General features: G+C 72.6%; 17 protein-coding genes. 6 read left to right on the top strand and 11 right to left on the bottom strand.

What is annotated here, in order from left to right; translation table 11 throughout:
- Positions 1 to 78: 78 nt before the first annotated feature.
- From pta to pyk, 3 genes are all read left to right on the top strand, one after another.
- Positions 79 to 2,208, top strand: a complete 2,130-nt coding sequence (gene pta, locus ACGF15_RS05185; protein WP_345613219.1) for a phosphate acetyltransferase — start codon at positions 79 to 81, stop codon at positions 2,206 to 2,208.
- Positions 2,205 to 3,428 carry an acetate kinase gene (locus ACGF15_RS05180; RefSeq protein WP_345613217.1) on the top strand — a complete coding sequence of 408 codons (1,224 nt, stop codon included), beginning with the start codon at positions 2,205 to 2,207 and terminating at the stop codon, positions 3,426 to 3,428. Before pta ends, ACGF15_RS05180 begins: the two co-directional genes overlap by 4 nt.
- Positions 3,429 to 3,502: 74 nt before the next feature.
- Positions 3,503 to 4,930 (top strand): pyruvate kinase, encoded by a 1,428-nt coding sequence (gene pyk, locus ACGF15_RS05175; RefSeq protein ID WP_345613215.1) that lies wholly within the window; start codon positions 3,503 to 3,505, stop codon positions 4,928 to 4,930.
- An 88-nt stretch (positions 4,931 to 5,018) separates the two neighbouring features.
- Here pyk and ACGF15_RS05170 read toward each other — a convergent pair whose 3' ends face one another.
- From ACGF15_RS05170 to ACGF15_RS05155, 4 genes are all read right to left on the bottom strand, one after another.
- A complete protein-coding gene (locus ACGF15_RS05170) occupies positions 5,019 to 6,368 on the bottom strand; it encodes a hypothetical protein (RefSeq protein ID WP_392796943.1) in 1,350 nt (449 codons plus the stop codon).
- Positions 6,358 to 6,975 carry a DUF6114 domain-containing protein gene (locus tag ACGF15_RS05165; RefSeq protein ID WP_392796942.1) on the bottom strand — a complete coding sequence of 206 codons (618 nt, stop codon included), beginning with the start codon at positions 6,973 to 6,975 and terminating at the stop codon, positions 6,358 to 6,360. Before ACGF15_RS05165 ends, ACGF15_RS05170 begins: the two co-directional genes overlap by 11 nt.
- 89 nt (positions 6,976 to 7,064) lie before the next feature.
- On the bottom strand, positions 7,065 to 7,703 hold the full coding sequence (locus ACGF15_RS05160) for a DUF6230 family protein (RefSeq protein WP_345613209.1): 639 nt from the start codon (positions 7,701 to 7,703) through the stop codon (positions 7,065 to 7,067).
- Between the two features lie 656 nt (positions 7,704 to 8,359).
- Positions 8,360 to 9,325 carry a tetratricopeptide repeat protein gene (locus ACGF15_RS05155; protein WP_345613207.1) on the bottom strand — a complete coding sequence of 322 codons (966 nt, stop codon included), beginning with the start codon at positions 9,323 to 9,325 and terminating at the stop codon, positions 8,360 to 8,362.
- A gap of 229 nt (positions 9,326 to 9,554) precedes the next feature.
- On the opposite strand from ACGF15_RS05155, the gene ACGF15_RS05150 reads away from it, so the two are divergent.
- Positions 9,555 to 10,217: a TetR/AcrR family transcriptional regulator gene (locus tag ACGF15_RS05150; protein WP_374211943.1), complete on the top strand. Its 663-nt coding sequence runs from the start codon at positions 9,555 to 9,557 to the stop codon at positions 10,215 to 10,217.
- 155 nt (positions 10,218 to 10,372) lie between these two features.
- Here ACGF15_RS05150 and ACGF15_RS05145 read toward each other — a convergent pair whose 3' ends face one another.
- From ACGF15_RS05145 to ACGF15_RS05130, 4 genes are all read right to left on the bottom strand, one after another.
- The gene (locus ACGF15_RS05145; protein ID WP_345613205.1) at positions 10,373 to 12,073 is read right to left on the bottom strand and encodes a methylmalonyl-CoA mutase family protein; all 1,701 of its coding nucleotides are present in this window, start codon (positions 12,071 to 12,073) and stop codon (positions 10,373 to 10,375) included.
- A 78-nt stretch (positions 12,074 to 12,151) separates the two neighbouring features.
- The gene (locus ACGF15_RS05140; RefSeq protein ID WP_345613203.1) at positions 12,152 to 12,484 is read right to left on the bottom strand and encodes a DUF3817 domain-containing protein; all 333 of its coding nucleotides are present in this window, start codon (positions 12,482 to 12,484) and stop codon (positions 12,152 to 12,154) included.
- A 76-nt stretch (positions 12,485 to 12,560) separates the two neighbouring features.
- Positions 12,561 to 13,070, bottom strand: a complete 510-nt coding sequence (locus ACGF15_RS05135; RefSeq protein WP_345613201.1) for a MarR family transcriptional regulator — start codon at positions 13,068 to 13,070, stop codon at positions 12,561 to 12,563.
- Between the two features lie 10 nt (positions 13,071 to 13,080).
- A complete protein-coding gene (locus ACGF15_RS05130) occupies positions 13,081 to 14,382 on the bottom strand; it encodes an MFS transporter (RefSeq protein WP_392796941.1) in 1,302 nt (433 codons plus the stop codon).
- A 79-nt stretch (positions 14,383 to 14,461) separates the two neighbouring features.
- Between ACGF15_RS05130 and ACGF15_RS05125 the strand changes: the two genes are divergently transcribed.
- Positions 14,462 to 15,448: a DUF5937 family protein gene (locus ACGF15_RS05125; RefSeq protein WP_345613197.1), complete on the top strand. Its 987-nt coding sequence runs from the start codon at positions 14,462 to 14,464 to the stop codon at positions 15,446 to 15,448.
- A gap of 10 nt (positions 15,449 to 15,458) precedes the next feature.
- Here ACGF15_RS05125 and ACGF15_RS05120 read toward each other — a convergent pair whose 3' ends face one another.
- Positions 15,459 to 16,565 (bottom strand): helix-turn-helix transcriptional regulator, encoded by a 1,107-nt coding sequence (locus tag ACGF15_RS05120; RefSeq protein WP_345613195.1) that lies wholly within the window; start codon positions 16,563 to 16,565, stop codon positions 15,459 to 15,461.
- A gap of 137 nt (positions 16,566 to 16,702) precedes the next feature.
- Between ACGF15_RS05120 and ACGF15_RS05115 the strand changes: the two genes are divergently transcribed.
- A complete protein-coding gene (locus ACGF15_RS05115) occupies positions 16,703 to 16,894 on the top strand; it encodes a hypothetical protein (protein ID WP_345613193.1) in 192 nt (63 codons plus the stop codon).
- Positions 16,895 to 17,116: 222 nt separating this feature from the next.
- Here ACGF15_RS05115 and ACGF15_RS05110 read toward each other — a convergent pair whose 3' ends face one another.
- Both ACGF15_RS05110 and ACGF15_RS05105 read right to left on the bottom strand, forming a co-directional pair.
- The gene (locus ACGF15_RS05110; protein WP_256522945.1) at positions 17,117 to 17,410 is read right to left on the bottom strand and encodes an MTH1187 family thiamine-binding protein; all 294 of its coding nucleotides are present in this window, start codon (positions 17,408 to 17,410) and stop codon (positions 17,117 to 17,119) included.
- Positions 17,407 to 17,754, bottom strand: a complete 348-nt coding sequence (locus ACGF15_RS05105; protein ID WP_392796940.1) for a DUF3817 domain-containing protein — start codon at positions 17,752 to 17,754, stop codon at positions 17,407 to 17,409. The genes ACGF15_RS05110 and ACGF15_RS05105 overlap by 4 nt, the downstream gene beginning before the upstream one ends.
- Between the last annotated feature and the right edge of the window lie 57 nt (positions 17,755 to 17,811).

Below are 17,811 nucleotides of genomic sequence, written 5' to 3'. Positions count from 1 at the left end.
CGCCCGTCCGGGCCCGCGGCGACCGGGGGCGACCGCGGACGGTGCGAGGCGACGAGGAAGCAGGACGGGAGGGCACGCGTGACGCGCAGCGTGTACGTGAGCGGGATCGACCGCGGTGACGGCCGGCAGGTGGTCGAGCTGGGGGTGATGGAGCTGCTGACCCGCCAGGTGGACCGGGTCGGCGTCTTCCGCCCGCTGGTCCACGACGGGCCCGACCGCATGTTCGAGCTGCTCCGGGCGCGCTACCGCCTCTCCCAGGACCCGGGGACCGTCTACGGGCTGGCCTACCACGAGGCCGCCGACCTCCAGGCGGAGAAGGGCTCCGACGAACTGGTCTCCCGGCTCGTGGAGCGCTATCTGGCCGTGGCGCGGGAGTACGAGGTCGTCCTGGTCCTCGGCACCGACTACGCGGGCACCCAGCTCCCGGACGAGCTCGCCTTCAACGCCCGTCTGGCGAACGAGTTCGGCGCCTCCCTCGTCGCGGTCGTCGGGGGCAAGGACCAGTCCGCCGAGTCCGTCCGGGCCGAGACCCGCAACGCCTACCGGGCCTTCGAGGGGCTGGGCTGCAACATCCTCGCCATGATCGCCAACCGGGTCGCACCCGGCGACCGGGAGGAGGTGGCGAGGCGCCTCGCCGCCCGTCTTCCCGTGCCCTGCTACGTGGTGCCGGACGAGCCGGCCCTGTCCGCCCCGACCGTCTCCCAGATCACCCAGGCACTGGGGGGAACGATTCTGCTGGGGGACGACTCGGGACTCGCCCGGGACGCCCTGGACTTCGTCTTCGGCGGCGCCATGCTGCCGAGCTTCCTGCCCGCGCTCACCCCCGGCTGCATGGTCGTCACCCCCGGGGACCGCGCCGACCTCGTGATCGGGGCCCTCGCCGCGCACGCCGCGGGCACACCCCCGATCGCCGGACTGCTGCTGACCCTGGACGAGCGGCCCAGCCCCGAGGTGCTCACCCTGGCCGCCCGGCTCGCCCCCGGCACCCCCGTGGTCTCCGTGCCCGGCAACAGCTTCCCCACCGCGGCGGAACTGTTCTCCCTGGAGGGCAAGCTGAACGCGGCGACCCCCCGCAAGGCGGAGACCGCCCTCGGCCTCTTCGAGCGGTACGCCGACACCGGTGACCTGCTGGACCGGCTCGCGGTGGCCCGCAGCGAGCGGGTGACGCCGATGATGTTCGAGCACGAGCTGCTGGAGCAGGCCCGCGCCGACCGCCGCCGGGTGGTGCTCCCGGAGGGCACCGAGGAGCGCGTGCTGCGCGCGGCGGACGTGCTGATCCGGCGCGACGTCTGCGACCTGACCCTTCTCGGAGACACCGAGCGGATCCGCAAGAAGGCCGCCGACCTGGGCATCGACCTCTCGGCCGCCCAGCTGATCGACCCGGCCGCCTCCGAGCTGCGCCAGGGCTTCGCCGAGCGGTACGCGCAGCTCAGGGCGCACCGCGGCGCCACGGTGGAGCTGGCCTACGACGTGGTCTCGGACGTCAACTACTTCGGCACGCTGATGGTGGAGGAGGGGCTGGCCGACGGCATGGTGTCCGGCTCGGTGCACTCCACGGCGGCCACCATCCGGCCGTCCTTCGAGATCATCAAGACCAAGCCCGACGCGTCGATCGTCTCCTCGGTCTTCTTCATGTGCCTGGCCGACCGGGTGCTGGTCTACGGCGACTGCGCCGTCAACCCCGACCCCGACGCCGGGCAGCTCGCGGACATCGCGATCCAGTCGGCGGCCACCGCGGCCCGCTTCGGCGTGGAACCGCGGATCGCGATGCTGTCCTACTCGACGGGGACCTCGGGCTCCGGCGCGGACGTGGACAAGGTGCGCGAGGCCACCAAGCTGGTGCGCGAGGCCCGCCCGGACCTGCTGATCGAGGGGCCGGTGCAGTACGACGCCGCCGTCGACCCCTCCGTCGCCGCGACCAAGCTGCCCGGCTCCGAGGTCGCCGGCCGGGCCACCGTGCTGATCTTCCCCGACCTCAACACGGGCAACAACACCTACAAGGCGGTGCAGCGCTCCGCCGGCGCCGTGGCCGTGGGGCCCGTGCTCCAGGGGCTGCGCAAGCCCGTCAACGACCTCTCGCGCGGGGCCCTGGTCGGGGACATCGTGAACACGGTGGCCATCACCGCCATCCAGTCCCAGAGCCCGTCGCGGCCGCCCGCACCCGCGACCGCCCCGCAGCCGCCGACGCCCCAGGAGCCCGCCGTATGACCACCCCCACCCGCGTCCTCGTCCTCAACTCCGGCTCCTCGTCGGTGAAGTACCAGCTGCTGGACATGCGCGACGCCTCACGTCTGGCGGTCGGCCTGGTCGAGCGGATCGGCGAGAGCTCCTCCCGGGTGGCGCACACACCGCTGGAGGGCGGCGGGGCCGAGCGCCGCGAGCGGACCGCCCCGATCGCCGACCACGCGGCGGCGCTGAAGGCCGTCGCCGAGGAGCTGGCCCGCGACGGCCTGGGGCTGGACTCCCCCGAACTGGCCGCGATCGGCCACCGGGTGGTCCACGGGGGGCTGCGCTTCACGGAGCCGACGGTGGTCACCGAGGAGGTGCTGGCCGAGATAGAGCGCCTGGTCCCCGTCGCTCCGCTGCACAACCCGGCCAACCTGACCGGCATCCGCACCGCGCAGGCCCTGCGGCCCGACCTCCCGCAGGTGGCGGTCTTCGACACGGCCTTCCACACGACCATGCCGGAGGCCGCGTCCCGCTACGCGATCGACGTGGAGACCGCGGACGCCCACCGGATCCGGCGCTACGGCTTCCACGGCACCTCGCACGCCTACGTCTCCCGGGCCACGGCGGAACTCCTCGGCCGCGACCCCTCCGAGGTGAACGTGATCGTGCTGCACCTCGGCAACGGCGCCTCGGCCTCCGCGGTCTCCGGGGGGCGGTGCGTGGAGACCTCCATGGGGCTGACCCCGCTGGAGGGGCTGGTGATGGGCACCCGCTCCGGCGACATCGACCCGGCCGTGATCTTCCACCTCCAGCGGGTGGCGGGGATGTCGGCCGACGAGATCGACACGCTGCTGAACAAGAGGAGCGGGCTGGTGGGCCTCTGCGGCGACAACGACATGCGGGAGATCCACCGCCGCATCGGCGAGGGCGATCCCGCGGCACGCCTCGCCTTCGACATCTACGTCCACCGGCTGAAGAAGTACATCGGGGCGTACTACGCCGTGCTCGGCCGGGTGGACGCGGTGGCCTTCACGGCGGGCGTCGGCGAGAACGCGGCACCGGTACGGGCGGCCGCCGTGGCCGGACTGGAGGAGCTGGGACTGGCGGTGGACGCCGGACTGAACGCGGAGCGCTCCGAAGGGGCCCGGCTGATCTCGCCCGGGTACGCACGGGTGGCGGTGGCCGTGGTACCGACGGACGAGGAGCGGGAGATCGCACGCCAGACCTTCGCATTGGCGGGCGGAGAAGTGAACGCCTGAGCGGGCGAGCGCCCATTTGTACATTCCACCAGACGGAATATTCCGCAAGGAAACAAACCGATAGGATCCGCCTTATGCGCCGTTCCAAAATCGTTTGCACACTGGGCCCCGCCGTCGACTCCTACGAGCAGCTGAAAGCGCTCATCGAGGCCGGCATGAACGTGGCCCGCTTCAACATGAGCCACGGGACCCACGCTGAGCACGAGGAGCGGTACCACCGCGTGCGCCGGGCGTCGGAGGACACCGGTCACGCCGTGGGCGTCCTCGCCGACCTCCAGGGACCCAAGATCCGCCTGGAGACCTTCGCCGAGGGTCCGGTGGAGCTGGTCCGCGGTGACGAGTTCACCATCACCACCGAGGACGTGCCCGGCGACAAGTCCGTCTGCGGCACCACGTACAAGGGCCTGCCCGGCGACGTCTCCAAGGGCGACCAGGTCCTGATCAACGACGGCAACGTCGAGCTGCGGGTGGTCGAGGTCGACGGCCCCCGGGTCAAGACCATCGTCGTCGAGGGCGGCGTCATCTCCGACCACAAGGGCATCAACCTGCCCGGCGCGGCGGTCAACGTCCCGGCACTGTCCGAGAAGGACGTCGAGGACCTGCGCTTCGCGCTGCGGATGGGCTGCGACATGGTCGCCCTGTCCTTCGTCCGCGACGCCGACGACGTCAAGGACGTCCACAAGGTCATGGACGAGGTGGGCATCCGGGTCCCCGTCATCGCCAAGGTCGAGAAGCCGCAGGCCGTGGAGAACATGCACGCCGTCGTGATGGCCTTCGACGGTGTGATGGTGGCCCGCGGCGACCTCGCCGTCGAGTACCCGCTGGAGCGGGTGCCGATGGTCCAGAAGCGGCTCATCGAGATGTGCCGCCGCAACGCCAAGCCGGTGATCGTGGCGACCCAGATGATGGAGTCGATGATCACCAACTCGCGCCCCACCCGCGCCGAGGCCTCCGACGTCGCCAACGCCATCCTGGACGGCGCCGACGCCGTCATGCTCTCCGCGGAGTCCTCGGTCGGCGCCTACCCGATCGAGACCGTCAAGACCATGTCGAAGATCGTCTCGGCGGCCGAGGAGGAGCTGCTGTCCACCGGCCTCCAGCCGCTGGTGCCCGGCAAGAAGCCCCGCACCCAGGGCGGTTCGGTGGCCCGCGCCGCCTGCGAGATCGCGGACTTCCTGGACGGCAAGGCCCTGGTCGCCTTCACCAAGTCCGGGGACACGGCCCGCCGCCTGTCCCGCTACCGGGTGCAGCAGCCGATCCTGGCCTTCACCACCGAGGTCTCCACCCGCAACCAGCTCACGCTGAGCTGGGGCGTCGAGTCCTTCGTGGTCCCCCACGTCGGCAACACCGACGCGATGGTCGACCTCGTGGACGCGGAGCTGCTGAAGCTGCAGCGCCACAACGAGGGCGACACCATGATCATCACGGCGGGCTCCCCGCCCGGCGTGCCCGGCAGCACCAACATGGTGCGCGTCCACCACCTGGGCGGCCAGAAGCCCTGACCCGCCGCGCACGCGGAGGCCGCGGGACGCACCCCCCTGAACGGGTGCGGCCCGCGGCCTCCCTGCTGCCCACGGCGGTCCGGACGGCTCAGGCGCCGCCGGTGAAGTAGTTCTGCAGACCCGGGATCTTCAGGGTGCCGCCGAACTGGCCCGCCTGCTTGACCTTGACGCTGGTGAACATCGCGAAGGGGACGTTCAGCGGCGGCGGGGTCTCCGGGCTGAACGTGATGGGGATGATGCCGAAGAGGTTGCCCTTCAGCTCCTCCGTGTACATCGTCACCGTGCCGTTCCGGATCGTCGAGGTGGAACCGGAACGGGCCTTGACGTGGGCCGTGCTGCCGGCGGGGCCGACGGTGAGCTGGTGGAGGTCCCTGATGTCCACGCTGCTGGCAGTGAACTTCAGCGCCTTCTTGACCTTGCCGCTGCTCGTCGTGACCTCGACGATGCCGTGGTAGTCGAGGCCCGAGAGCGTGAGCATGGAGCTCTCCAGGATCCAGGGGTCGTCCGGGAGCAGCGGGATGCCGGGCTCCAGCTGGGCGGCGGCCAGCGCCTCGGGGTCCGCGGTCGGGCAGGGGAAGCGGGGCTTGGCACCGTCGGGGATGTCCTCGTCCGCCCTGGGCTCCAGCCCCTTGGCGTCCTCGTCCAGCTCCTCCACCTCGGCGCCGACCGCGTCGGCCGCCTCCCTGATCGCCTCCTCGGCGGCGTCGGGGCCGGTGCCGTCGCCCTGCTTCGGAGAGGGTTCCCGGGAGGTCTCCTCCGCGGGCTGCTCCACGACGGGCTCCGAGGCCGGTTCGCCGGTCGATTCGCCGGTCGGCCCCTGCGCAGGGGAGGCGTCGGCGGCGGGCTCGGTGACGTCCTCCGGCGCCACCGCCCCGGACTCCTCGCCCGGGCCGTCGAACAGGTCCCTGAGCGCGTCGCCGATGCCCAGCGGATCCAGCGGGTTCCTGGTCCTGCTCGGCTCGGGGGCGGGCTCCTCCTCGGCCTCCGCGGCCTCCGCGGCCTCCCGGGCGCCCGTCTCGGAAGCCTCGTCGGCCTCGGCGGAGGGGCTCGGCACCGGCTCCCGGGCGGTGTCCCCGCCCGGGTCGGCGCTGCCGCTCGGCGACGGCTCCGGCTCCGGCTCGGCCTCCCGGGTCGCGGTCGGCGCGGGCTCGGGCTCGGGCTCGGGCTCGGTGGAGGGCGTCGGGGTCTCCTCCGCCACCGGTTCGTCCGAGCGGGTCACGCAGGGGCCGGGCGCGAAGGGGATGTCCTTGTCGTCCGCCAGGGCCGCCCGGGGGGTGAGGCTCATGCCGACGAACACGGCGGTGGGCATCGCGGCCAGGGCCATGGCCTTGCCGGCGGGCCGCTGCAACTTGCTCAGCAGCGACTTCCGGGGAGCGGCGTGGCGCGGTCCTCTGCGCTCGCGGAGCTCGCCGCCCGCCTCTATCTCGTCACCCCGCACTGTTCCTCCCGCCGTCGGCGTGGGCAGTCGTCTCGGTCACGTTCGGGTGGTGCTCGTCGGCGCGCGGGGCGGGCACGGCGGCCTCGGTCGGCACCGGTGCGGGTGCCGCCTTCCCGTACTGCTCCTGAAGGGCCGGGTCCGGAGCGGTCGCGGCACGGGGCACCGGCTCCGCTTCGGCGTCCTGGCCGGCCGCTGCCTGCGCCGTGCCGGGGGCCCAGGAGACGGAGAGGGCTCCACCCAGCAGCGCGCAGAGGAAGCCCAGCAGGAATCCGCCGATATTGGCCACCGGGATGGAGATCAGGGCGAGCACGATCGCGGCGATTCCGGCGAACACCCGCACCGCCGACTGGAACCACATGGTCAGCCCCAGGGTGACCAGCAGGACGCCGATGATCAGAGAGCCGGCGCCGGCCGTGGTGGCCATGGCGATGGTGATGTTGCCGAGACGGAGGTCCGCGTACGGCAGGTAGGCGATCGGCAGGCCGCCGATCATGGTGAACAGGCCCGCCCAGAACGGCCTCTGACCCCGCCAGGTCCGGAAGGCCCGCCGAAAGACGCGGAGGACGTGCTCGTCCTGCCCCTGTGCTGCTTGAGTCTCGGCGCTCATGGATGACGCTCCCTGATGCTGGTGTTGCTGTTGAGGGGGACGGGCGGGCGGGACCACACACGGGTCCCGCCCGCCCGGCCGAGGGGGCGTCAGCCCGTGAAGCACTCCTTGACGCCCTTGTGCAGCTTCAGCGACAGGCCGCTGAGCTTGAAGGTGCCGGCGGTGGTCGCCCACGCCTTCTGCTCGACGCCCGTCAGCTTGGCCGTCTCGGCACGCTGGGCGAAGCCGTGCGGGTTGGCCTGGGTACCGGGCTGGATGCCCGGGTCCTTCAGCTGGCCGGCGGCCACACCGATGTCGATGTTGCCGAACTCGGCGTCGGCCTTGAGCTCCGAGACATCCAGGTAGATGTTCGTGGCCTCGACCGGCTTCTTGGCGTCCTGTCCCGCGCGCAGCTCAAGGCTGACGCTGCCGAGGAACGGGACGTTCGGCGTCACGACCGACTGGCACATGTCCACGATGGTCGCGGTCTTGAAGCCGGACACCGCCACCGGAGCGGCGAAGTCCTTGCCGTCCAGCGTCTTGCCGGTGGCGACGCTGCCGTACTGCACGAAGTTGGTACCGGTCAGGCTCTCCGCCTTGACCTTGAACTCCTGGCCGGAAATGCTGAAGGACGCGGCGAGCGCGCCCTGGGCCAGGCCGATGCCTATCGCGGCCGTGGCGGCCACACTCGGCACCATGACAAGGGCGAACCGCTTCCATCTGGTTCCACCGCGAGCCACAGACTCCATGACTTTCCTCCTTCTCGGACGTACATCTCCGGTCCGGACCCTCGGGTCCGTCCTGGGATGGGAGAAGTGCTACGTCCTCGGGAAGGAGAGCGCCCGCTCTCGGCGCGGGCTGCGTCCGAAACACCGGCGATCACCCCCGAGCGACAACCACTGGCCGCACTCTCGCGCAACCGGTCGGACAGGCCCCGCCGTTCAGCGGGTACCCCCCTGTCCGCGGCCGGCGCCACTGCCGCCGACCGGCCCGGTGGGGACCCAACGGACCGCGGCACGGCGGGTAGCCGGGCTGGTGCGGTATCGGACCGAGCGTCGCCGATCGTGGTCCATTCCCGGTCGCTGCACAAGGGGGTTCGTTACTCGCTAGTAACGCCTCGATAACCGCGGCCTCGTCGCATGGCGCCGACCGCGCACACAGTGTGTCACCAGAGGGGCGTCCAGAGTGGGGCGAACCCGGGAAAAAGCGGCCGACCCCACGGGGGTGAAGTACTCGCAGTAACCCCGCCGCGCTTCACCAAGTTTTGGTAAAGCGGGGTCGGCAATTGTCACTCTGTCGCCAAAACGGCGGCGGAACCGAGTCGGTCACCGCCGCCGCAAAACCGTCAGAACGGTGCACAGTGGGCGCCGTTGTCAGATTTCCTGTCAATGCGGCGCCCGGGGCCTCAGAAGAGCACCCGTGCCAGGGCCTGGCGGGCGGCGGTCACTCTCGGGTCCTCCGCGCCGACGACCTCGAAGAGCTCCAGCAGCCGCTTCCGGGCGGTGTCGCGCTCCTCGCCCGCCGTACGGCGCACGGTGTCCACCAGGCGCCCGAAGGCATCCTCGACATGGCCGCCGACCAGGTCGAGATCGGCCGCGGCGATCTGCGCGGGCACGTCGGCGGGGGCGTCCGCGGCGTCCTTGCGGACCTTCTGCGGGTCCATGCCCTTCACCCGGCCGAGCAGTTCGGCCTGGGCCAGGCCCAGCTTGGCCTCGGTGTTGCCCGGGTCGTCGGCGAGGACGTTCTTGTACGCCTGGACGGCGCCCGCGAAGTCGCCCGCGTCCAGGGCGTCCACGGCCGCACCGAGCAGGGCGTCGTAGGGGCCGGCCGGAGCGGGGGCCGGCTGCGCCTCGCCCGCCTCCGTGTCGACGGTGAGACCGGTCAGGCCGAAGCGCTCCTCGGCGACCTGCACCAGCTGGTCCAGCGTCTGGCGGATCTGGGCCTCGGGGGCCGCGCCCTGGAAGAGCGGCAGCGCCTGCCCGGCGACGACCGCGAAAACGGCCGGAATGCCCTGTACACCGAACTGCTGCATCAGCATCTGGTTGGCGTCCACGTCGATCTTGGCGAGGACGAACCGCCCGTTGTACTCGGTGGCCAGCCGCTCCAGCAGCGGGCTCAGCTGCTTGCACGGCTCGCACCACTCGGCCCAGAAGTCGATGACGACCGGGACCTCGGCGGACTGCTGGAGGACGTCGCGCTCGAAGCGCGCCTCGTCGGTGTCGATCACCAGGCTCGCGGGCGGGACGGCGGCGGTGCCGCCCTGCCGGGCCGCCTCGGCACGGGCCTGCTCGGCCTTGGCCTTGGCCTCCCCGGCCGCCTTCACCGCGGCGAGGTCGACGACGCCGCTCATGGACATGTTCCTAGGCTGCATGCGTACATCCTCCCCCTTCCGCGCGCACAAGTGAAAAGCCGGACGCACGATCCGGCAGGGTCGGCGCCTGGTCCCCACCTCGGCGCCTTGTGTGGCCGTCGCTCGGGCCCGGCCGGGGCCGGGCTTTCGCTACGGGTCGTAGCGTATCTGGATCACCCGCGCACCGTGTGAGATTTCCCCGGTGAACTGGCTCACAGCGCTTTGGCTACTGGCCGGTATGGTCTCGGGCATGTCCAGCAGCACTCCCCCGGGGCCGTGCCGCGCGCGGGGCGCGCTGAGGGCCCGCACCGGCGGCCGTACGGGCCGGCCGCGCAGCGCCGAGGCCGACGCGGCGATCCTCGCCGCCACCCGTGCCTCGCTGGTGGAGCTGGGCTGGTCCAAGCTCACGATGGGGGACGTGGCCCACCGGGCGGGGGTCGCCAAGACGACCCTCTACCGGCGGTGGGCGAACAAGAACGAGCTGGTCGTGGACGCCGTCGCGGTGCTCTTCGACGCGCTGGAACTGCCCGACCGGGGCAGCCTGGCGGCGGACGTGGAGGGCGTGGTGCTCCAGTTCGCGGAGCTGCTCGCCCAACCGGAGACCAAGACGGCGCTGATGGGCGTCGTGGCGGAGTCCACGGGGGACGACGCCCTGCGCACCCGGATCCGGGCGGCGATCGTGGAGCGCCAGAAGCGCCTGGTGGTGGACGGGCGGCGGCGGGCGCAGGCCCGGGGCGAACTGCCGCTGGAGGAGGACCCGGAAGCCGCCGCGCGCAACACGGACCTGGTCTTCGACGTGGTGGCGGGTGCGGTGGTGCACCGCACCCTGGTGAGCGCGGAGCCGGTGGACGAGGACTGGGCGCGCCGGTTCACGGTGCTGCTGCTCTGCGGGCTGGGCGCGATCTCCTCCTGACGGCGCGGGCGGAGCCCGCAGGGCCTCCGGGCGCACGCACCGGCCGGGGAGGCCGACAACCGGTACGGGCCGTCGAAGGCCCCGCTCCGGGTGCACGCACGGGCCGGGGAAGCCGCCGGACGGCGGCTTCCCCGGCCCGCCGGCGCGGGACCGGCTCAGAAGCCCGGGGGCTCCACGTACACGCCCCACTCCTCGCGCAGCACACCGCAGATCTCGCCCAGGGTCGCCTCGGCGCGGACGGCGTCCAGCATCGGGGCGATCATGTTCGAGCCGTCGCGGGCGGCCGCGAGCATGGCGTCCAGGGCCGTGCGGACGGCGGCGTCGTCCCGGCGGCCCTTGCGCTCGCCGAGGATGCGCACCTGCTCCCACTCGACCTCGTGGCTGACCCGGAGGATCTCCAGGTCGCCGCTGACCGAGCCGGTCGCGGTGTTGACGCCGACGACCTTCTTCTCGCTCTTCTCCAGCGCCTGCTGGTAGCGGAAGGCGGACTCGGCGATCTCGCCGGTGAACCAGCCGTCCTCGATGCCGCGCAGGATGCCCGAGGTGATCGGGCCGATCGGGTGCCGGCCGTCGGGGTGCGCCCGCAGACCGCGCTCCCTGATCTGCTCGAAGATCTTCTCGGCGTCGGCCTCGATGCGGTCGGTGAGCTGCTCGACGTACCAGGAGCCGCCCAGCGGGTCCGCCACGTTGGCGACGCCGGTCTCCTCCATCAGCACCTGCTGGGTGCGCAGGGCGATCTCGGCGGCCTGCTCGCTCGGCAGCGCGAGGGTCTCGTCGAGGGCGTTGGTGTGCAGGGAGTTGGTGCCGCCGAGGACCGCGGAGAGCGCCTCCACCGCGGTGCGCACCACGTTGTTGTACGGCTGCTGCGCGGTCAGCGAGACCCCGGCGGTCTGGGTGTGGAACCGCAGCCACTGGGCCTTGTCCGTCTTCGCCCCGTAGACCTCCTTCATCCAGCGGGCCCAGATGCGGCGGGCGGCGCGGAACTTGGCGATCTCCTCGAAGAAGTCGAGGTGGGCGTCGAAGAAGAAGGAGAGGCCGGGGGCGAAGACGTCGACGTCCAGGCCCCGGGAGAGGCCGAGTTCCACGTAGCCGAAGCCGTCGGCCAGCGTGTAGGCGAGCTCCTGGGCGGCCGTGGCACCGGCCTCGCGGATGTGGTAGCCGGAGACCGACAGGGGCTTGTACGCGGGGATGTTCGCCGCGCAGTGCTCCATCAGGTCGCCGATCAGGCGCAGGTGCGGCTCCGGCTGGAAGAGCCACTCCTTCTGCGCGATGTACTCCTTGAAGATGTCCGTCTGCAGGGTGCCGTTGAGCACGCCCGGGTCGACGCCCTGGCGCTCGGCGGCGACCAGGTACATGCAGAAGGCGGGGACGGCGGGCCCGGAGATGGTCATGGAGGTGGTGACGTCGCCCAGCGGGATGTCCCTGAACAGGATCTCCATGTCGGCGGCGGAGTCGATGGCCACGCCGCAGTGGCCGACCTCGCCCAGCGAGCGCGGGTCGTCCGAGTCCCGGCCCATGAGGGTCGGCATGTCGAAGGCGACCGAGAGCCCGCCGCCGCCGGCGGCGAGGATCATCTTGTAGCGCTCGTTGGTCTGCTCGGCGTTGCCGAAGCCGGCGAACTGGCGGATCGTCCAGGTCCGGCCGCGGTATCCGGTGGCGTGGAGGCCCCGGGTGAACGGGTACTCGCCCGGCCATCCGATGCGCTCGAAGCCCTCGTAGCTGTCCCCGGGGCGCGGGCCGTAGACCGGCTGCACCTCGTCCCCGGAGAGCGTGGTGAAGTCGGCGTCCCGCTTGCGGGCCGTGTCGTAGCGGGCCTGCCAGCGACGGCGGCCTTCCTCGATGGCGTCAGCGTCCATGCTTCAAATTTACTAGGACGTCCTAGTAAATGTCGATGGGACACCGCCGCGGAAACCTCCGCGGCGGTGCGGGACCGCTTACGCCCCGGCCTTGACCGGCCCGGCGCCGCCGTCCGCGATCAGGGCGCGGGCCTCGCGGCTGACCTTCGGCTCCACGAAGAACGAGGCGAAGGGGATGCAGCCCGCGGCCAGCACCCACAGCAGCCTGCCGAAGGGCCACTTCGCCTTGGAGCCCAGGTCGAAGGCGAAGATCACATAGACGATGAAGAGCACACCGTGGATCTGCGAGATCAGCATGGTGTCGCCGATCGTGAACCCGTACTTCAGGACGATGGCGCCGGTGAACACGAGCAGCCACACGGCGGTGATGTACGCCATCACCCGGTAGCGGGTCAGCACAGTCTCTTTCATGGCCCCGAGCCTAACCGGCCCCCCGGCGCGATCTACGCGGGGGCGGAGACCGGGGGCGGCCCTCCGGGAGGCCGGGCTACCGCTCGTCGAAGTCGTGCGCCGCGACCCGCAGCGGCCTCAGCATCGCGAAGATCTCGGCACACTCCTCGGAGTCGTACGCGCCGAGCCCGAAGTCCATCGCCATCAGGTCCTCGGTGGCCGACTCGACCACCTCCCGGCCCTTGTCCGTGATGGTGGCCAGGGTGCCGCGCCCGTCGTTGGGGTTGGGGCGCTTGGCGACCAGACCGGCCTTCACCAGGCGGTCCACGGTGTTGGTCACCGAGGTCGGGTGCACCATCAGGCGCTCCCCGATCTTCGACATCGGCAGCTCCCCCGCCTTGGAGAAGGTCAGCAGGACCAGCGCCTCGTAGCGGGCGAAGGTGAGCCCGTACGGCTTGACGACGGCGTCCACCTCGGCGAGCAGGATCTGGTGCGCGCGCATGATCGAGGTGATGGCCGCCATCGACGGCACGGGTCCCCAGCGCTGCTGCCACAGTTCGTCGGCGCGTGCGATGGGATCGAAGGGGAGGCTGAGCGGCTTCGGCACGGCCATGACCTTACCGATTGGTCATATCGTGGTCAGCCCCGTCTCGCCCTTCGGTCGGAGCTGCCGGTGAGGCTGCCGCTCCGGCGGCGCCCCGGCCGCCACCGGCACCGCTGCGGCGCACCTCCCGGGCGAGGAGTGCCGTGCACACGATGCCGAGCACCCCGGCCCCCGCCACCACGAGGTGCGCGTCCGCGAACTCCGCGGCCAGGCCCGCGAGGGCCATGCCCACGCCCTGGACGGTCATCGTGCCGGAGGCCACCAGCGTCATCGCCCGGCCGCGCAGCTCCTCGGGGACGGCCGCCACGAACCAGGCGTCGAGGCCCACGAGGTACGCGCCGCCCGCCCCGGCCAGCACGAGGAGCACCAGGCACGCCGCGAGACCGGGCCGGGCCGCGTAGCCGACGAGGGGCACCAGGCCCGCCACGGCGCAGGGGAGCACGATCCGCGACCGGGCCCGCGGGCCGAGCCGGGACCCGGCCCACAGCTCGGCGCCCACATGCCCGGCCGCCATGCCCCCCAGCAGGAGCCCCAGCGCTTCCGGGCCGAAGCCCCGCGCGTCCGCGTAGGGGGCGGCCAGCGCCTCGGGGGCGACCACGAACAGCGGGGGGACCCAGAACATCAGCATCAGCGCGCGGACCCGGCGGTCCCCCAGCAGCAGCCGCGCACCCGCCAGCGACCCGGCGAGCACCGCCCCCGCGGCGGCGGCACGGGCCGGGCGGGCGCGGGTCCCCAGGCGCAGCAGCAGCGCCGAGACCAGGAAGGCGCCGGCCGTCAGGCACAGCGCCCGGCGCGGGGAGACGGCGGCGAGCACCGCCCCGCCCACGCCGAAGCCGGCGATCAGGGTGCTCTGCGAGACGATCCGCAGCAGCGACCGGCCGAGGACGTAGGCACTACCCCCGCCCAGGATGTCGGCGAGGGCCGCGGTGCGGGTGCCGTGGAAGACCGGTGCCACGGCCGCCATCACGCACCGCAGTGCGAGCAGCAGGGCCACGGGCGACCCGGGGAGCACCATCACGGCCGCGCAGGCCGCGCAGAGCAGGTCGCACCCGACCAGGACCCGGCGGGCGGGGAAGCGGTCGGCGACGGAGGCGCCGAGGGTGCCACCGAGCAGGTGCGGCAGGAAGCCCAGGGCGAAGGTGAGCGCGCTGAGCAGGGGAGAGCGGGTCAGCTGGTACACCAGGACGGTGAGGGCGACCTCCGCGACGACGATGCCGAGCAGGGAGAGCAGGTGGGCGGCGAGGACGGCGCGGAACTCGGGCACGCGCAGCACGGCGCGGTAGCCGCGGGAGGCGGCTCGGGTGTTCTGGGGCATGGCGGCAGCCTGCTCCGGCGCGGAGCGGCGCCCCTAGACTTTCGGCTCCGTCCGAATCATCCCGGCCCGGGGGGACCGCGTGCCGTTCCGTCTGCATCTCGCCGAGCGCGACCTGCTGAACTGCCGCTTCGCGATCTCCCCGCTGTGGGAGACGCAGGAGGCGGTGCGGACCCTCGCCCGGCCCGAGCGCCACGGCTACCACCTGCCCTGGCTGCGGCGCACGCGTGAGGCGGCGGCCTCCCTCGACCTGCGGCCGCTGTGGGCGCTGATGCCGCCCGGCGGGCACAACCCCGACTTCGTCTGCCCCATGCCCTCGGGGCCCGGGACCTGCTTCGAGGAGGAGGTCGCCCGGGTCCGCTCCACCCCCGCGGACGTGGCCCGTGCGGACATGGCCGCAGCCCTGGCGTGCACGCCGGAGGGCACCGGCGGGCGGACGGGGCAGGCCCTGCTGGCCGACCCGGCGCGCACCGTGCAGCACCTGGCCGACCTGCTTCAGGCCGCCTGGCACGCGCTGGTGGAGCCCGAGTGGCCCCGGCTGCGGGCCCTGCTGGAGGCGGACGTGGCCCACCACTCTCGGCGGCTCGCGGAGGTCGGCTTCGCCCGGCTGGTGGGCGAGTTGAGCCCCCGCCTGGCCTTCGAGGACGCCACCCTGCGCATCCGCGGGATGCGCGGCGACCACACGCGGGTCCTGGGCGGGCAGGGGCTGGTGCTCGTCCCGAGCGTCTTCTGCTGGCCGGACGTCATCAGCGGCTACGAGCCACCCTGGCAGCCCGCGGTCGTCTACCCGGTGCGCGGCATCGGCGGCCTGTGGACGCGCCCCTCCGCGGCGGCCCCGGAGGCCCTGGCAGCACTGCTGGGGCGGGCCCGGGCCGGGGTGCTGTGCGCGCTGGACGAGCCCTCGACCACCACGGACCTGGCCCGCGTCCTGTCGCTGGCCCCCTCGTCGGTCTCCGCGCATCTGTCCGTGCTGCGCTCCGCGGGCCTGCTGACCTCGCGCCGCTACGGCCACCGCGTCCTCTACGCCCGCACGCCGCTGGGGACGGCGCTGGCGGGCGCCGAGGCGTGAGGGGCAGGGGTCAGGTGCGCTCGACCTCCGCCATGAGCAGGCGGAGGGTCAGGGAGTGCTTCTCCGGTGGCAGGGCGTCCAGGGCCGTGCGCGCATGGGCGGACCCGCCGGACGGGTCACCGGAGCGCGTCAGCATGAGACCCCGGTGCATCTCCAGATGGGTGGCGAAGCGGGGCAGCGAGGACGGCAGTTCGGCCCGGGCCGCGTCCTGCGCCGCGACGGCCGTCGCCTCGTCCCCCAGTCTGGCGGCGAGCAGGGAGACGAAGACGTTCACCCGCCACCACGGGACGGCGTAGTCCGACGTCTGCTCGTGCGATCCGGCCCTGTCGAAGACGTGCCACCCCTCGGTGAGCAGCCTCCGAGCCGTGGCGCGGTCGCCCCGGACCGCCGCCGCGTGGGCCTTCCCGAAGACGGCGTTGAGGAGTCCGAGCGACGGCCGGTCGCTGATGGCCATGGCCTGATCGGCCAGCACGTCCGCCACGCCGAGCGCTGCACCCTCGTACCCGAGTGCGATGGCGGCCCGCCCCCGGACCCAGACACGTGTGTCGTCGTCGCCGGACTCGTCGGCCGCCTGCGCCGCCATCCGGTACCAGTGGACGGCCCTGGCTCCGTCGGACCCCGGGAATGTCTTCGCGTAGAGAGTCATCAGCCTCGCCGCGACGGACCACAACCGGGGGTTGTCGAGCTGCTGTTGGACGGCGACCAGCTCCGCGCTGACGCGTCGCTGGATGTCGGCGGCGCCGAGGCTCATGTACTCGGTTCCGTAGGTGGCCAGTTTGGCTTCCCAGGCGTCGGCCGTGGGCCCCCCGGACAGCCGGGCGGCGAAACCCGCGCTGAGGAGGTCGGAGGCGACGACCGGGGCTATGGCCGCCCCGGCGACATCGGTGAGGAACGCGCGTCGGTCCACTTGACCCTCCAGGACGGCTAGGGGAACGTCGAGCGTGGCGGACAGTGCGGCGAGGTAGAACGGCCCGGGCCTCACCCTGGAACGCTCCCAGTTGCTCACGTACTCCCGTGTCAGCGTCGTGCCGTACGCCGCGTTGACCGCTGACGCCAACCGCCCCTGGCTCCATCCGCGAGCCCTGCGGAGATCCCTGATCAGCTCCCCGAGTTCCATGGGATCAGCCTGCCACCGCCATGCCGTGCGGCGGAGACCCTTCGGCCCGATCGCCGGGCATTGCCACTAGGGATCGCACTGGGCCACGGATCGTGCCAGGGGAAGGATCGCCGTACCGACAGAGAGGACGGCGAGACATGGCGACCGGAGACACCACCGACGCACGCCGGTGGGAGTACACGACCTACGCACCGAAGGGTGAGCGGTGCTCCGCGTGCCTGCGGCCGATCCGGTCGCTGGAGCGAGTGCACCGGGCCGCGACGCCCGGGCCTCCGGGCCCGGCCGCGGCCGTCTACCGCCACACCGCCTGCCCGGCGGAGCACGGGTGAACTCCCGGGCGGCGGAAGGAAGGACCCTCCTCACCCTGCGCGTCTCCCGCGACGGCGGCCGGACCTACGGCCCCCCGCGCACGGTGACCGGCGCCGACACCCTGCCCCCGCTCCTCACGGCCACCTGGCCACCCTGCCGGTGCCCCCGCTGCCGCCGCGGAGGGCGGCGGCCCTGACGGGTGCGCCGGACCCGGGCCCGCCGTGCGGGCCCGGGATGCGACGTCACCCGGAAAGGTGACGCTCCACGGTCTCCACCTTGGAGGTGAGCCCGTCGGTGACACCCGGGCGGATGTCGGCCTTCAGCACCAGGGAGACGCGCGGGGCGCGGGCCTCGACGGCGGCGACGGCGCGCCGGACGACGTCCATCACCTCGTCCCACTCGCCCTCCACGGAGGTGAACATCGCGTCCGTGCGGTGCGGCAGGCCGGAGGCGCGGACGACCCGCACGGCGTCGGCCACGTAGGCGCCGACGTCCTCGCCCACCCCGAGGGGCGTGACGGAGAAGGCGACGATCACGCGGCGTTCACCGTGCCCTCGCGGCGGGCGCGGGAGGCGATGACCGCGGCGTCCGCCTCGCGCTTGAGCCTGCGGTCGGCGTAGAAGCCGCCGAACGGGAGGACGGAGGCGGCGAAGTAGAGCGCGGCCGTCTTCAGGTCCCACTTGGTGCGGTTCCAGGCGTCCAGCCAGAACAGGACGTACAGGACGAAGAGGATGCCGTGGATCGCACCCATGACCGGGACCGCGTTGAACTCCGTGGTGCGCTTGAGGACCGAGCAGACCAGGAGCAGGAGGAAGGAGACGGCCTCGGGGGCCGAGACCAGGCGGAGGCGGTGGAGGGACGAGGCGGTCTTGATGTCCACGTGAGGCACCTTCGACGTCGGGGGTGGGCATGGCGGGGCCGCGCGATCTTGTGAATC

This window comes from Streptomyces sp. NPDC048001 (genome assembly GCF_043203115.1).
Classification (GTDB): Bacteria; Actinomycetota; Actinomycetes; order Streptomycetales; family Streptomycetaceae; genus Streptomyces; species Streptomyces sanyensis.
The sequence above is the reverse complement of the archived record's forward strand: the minus strand, read 5'-3'. Positions and strand labels throughout refer to the sequence as shown.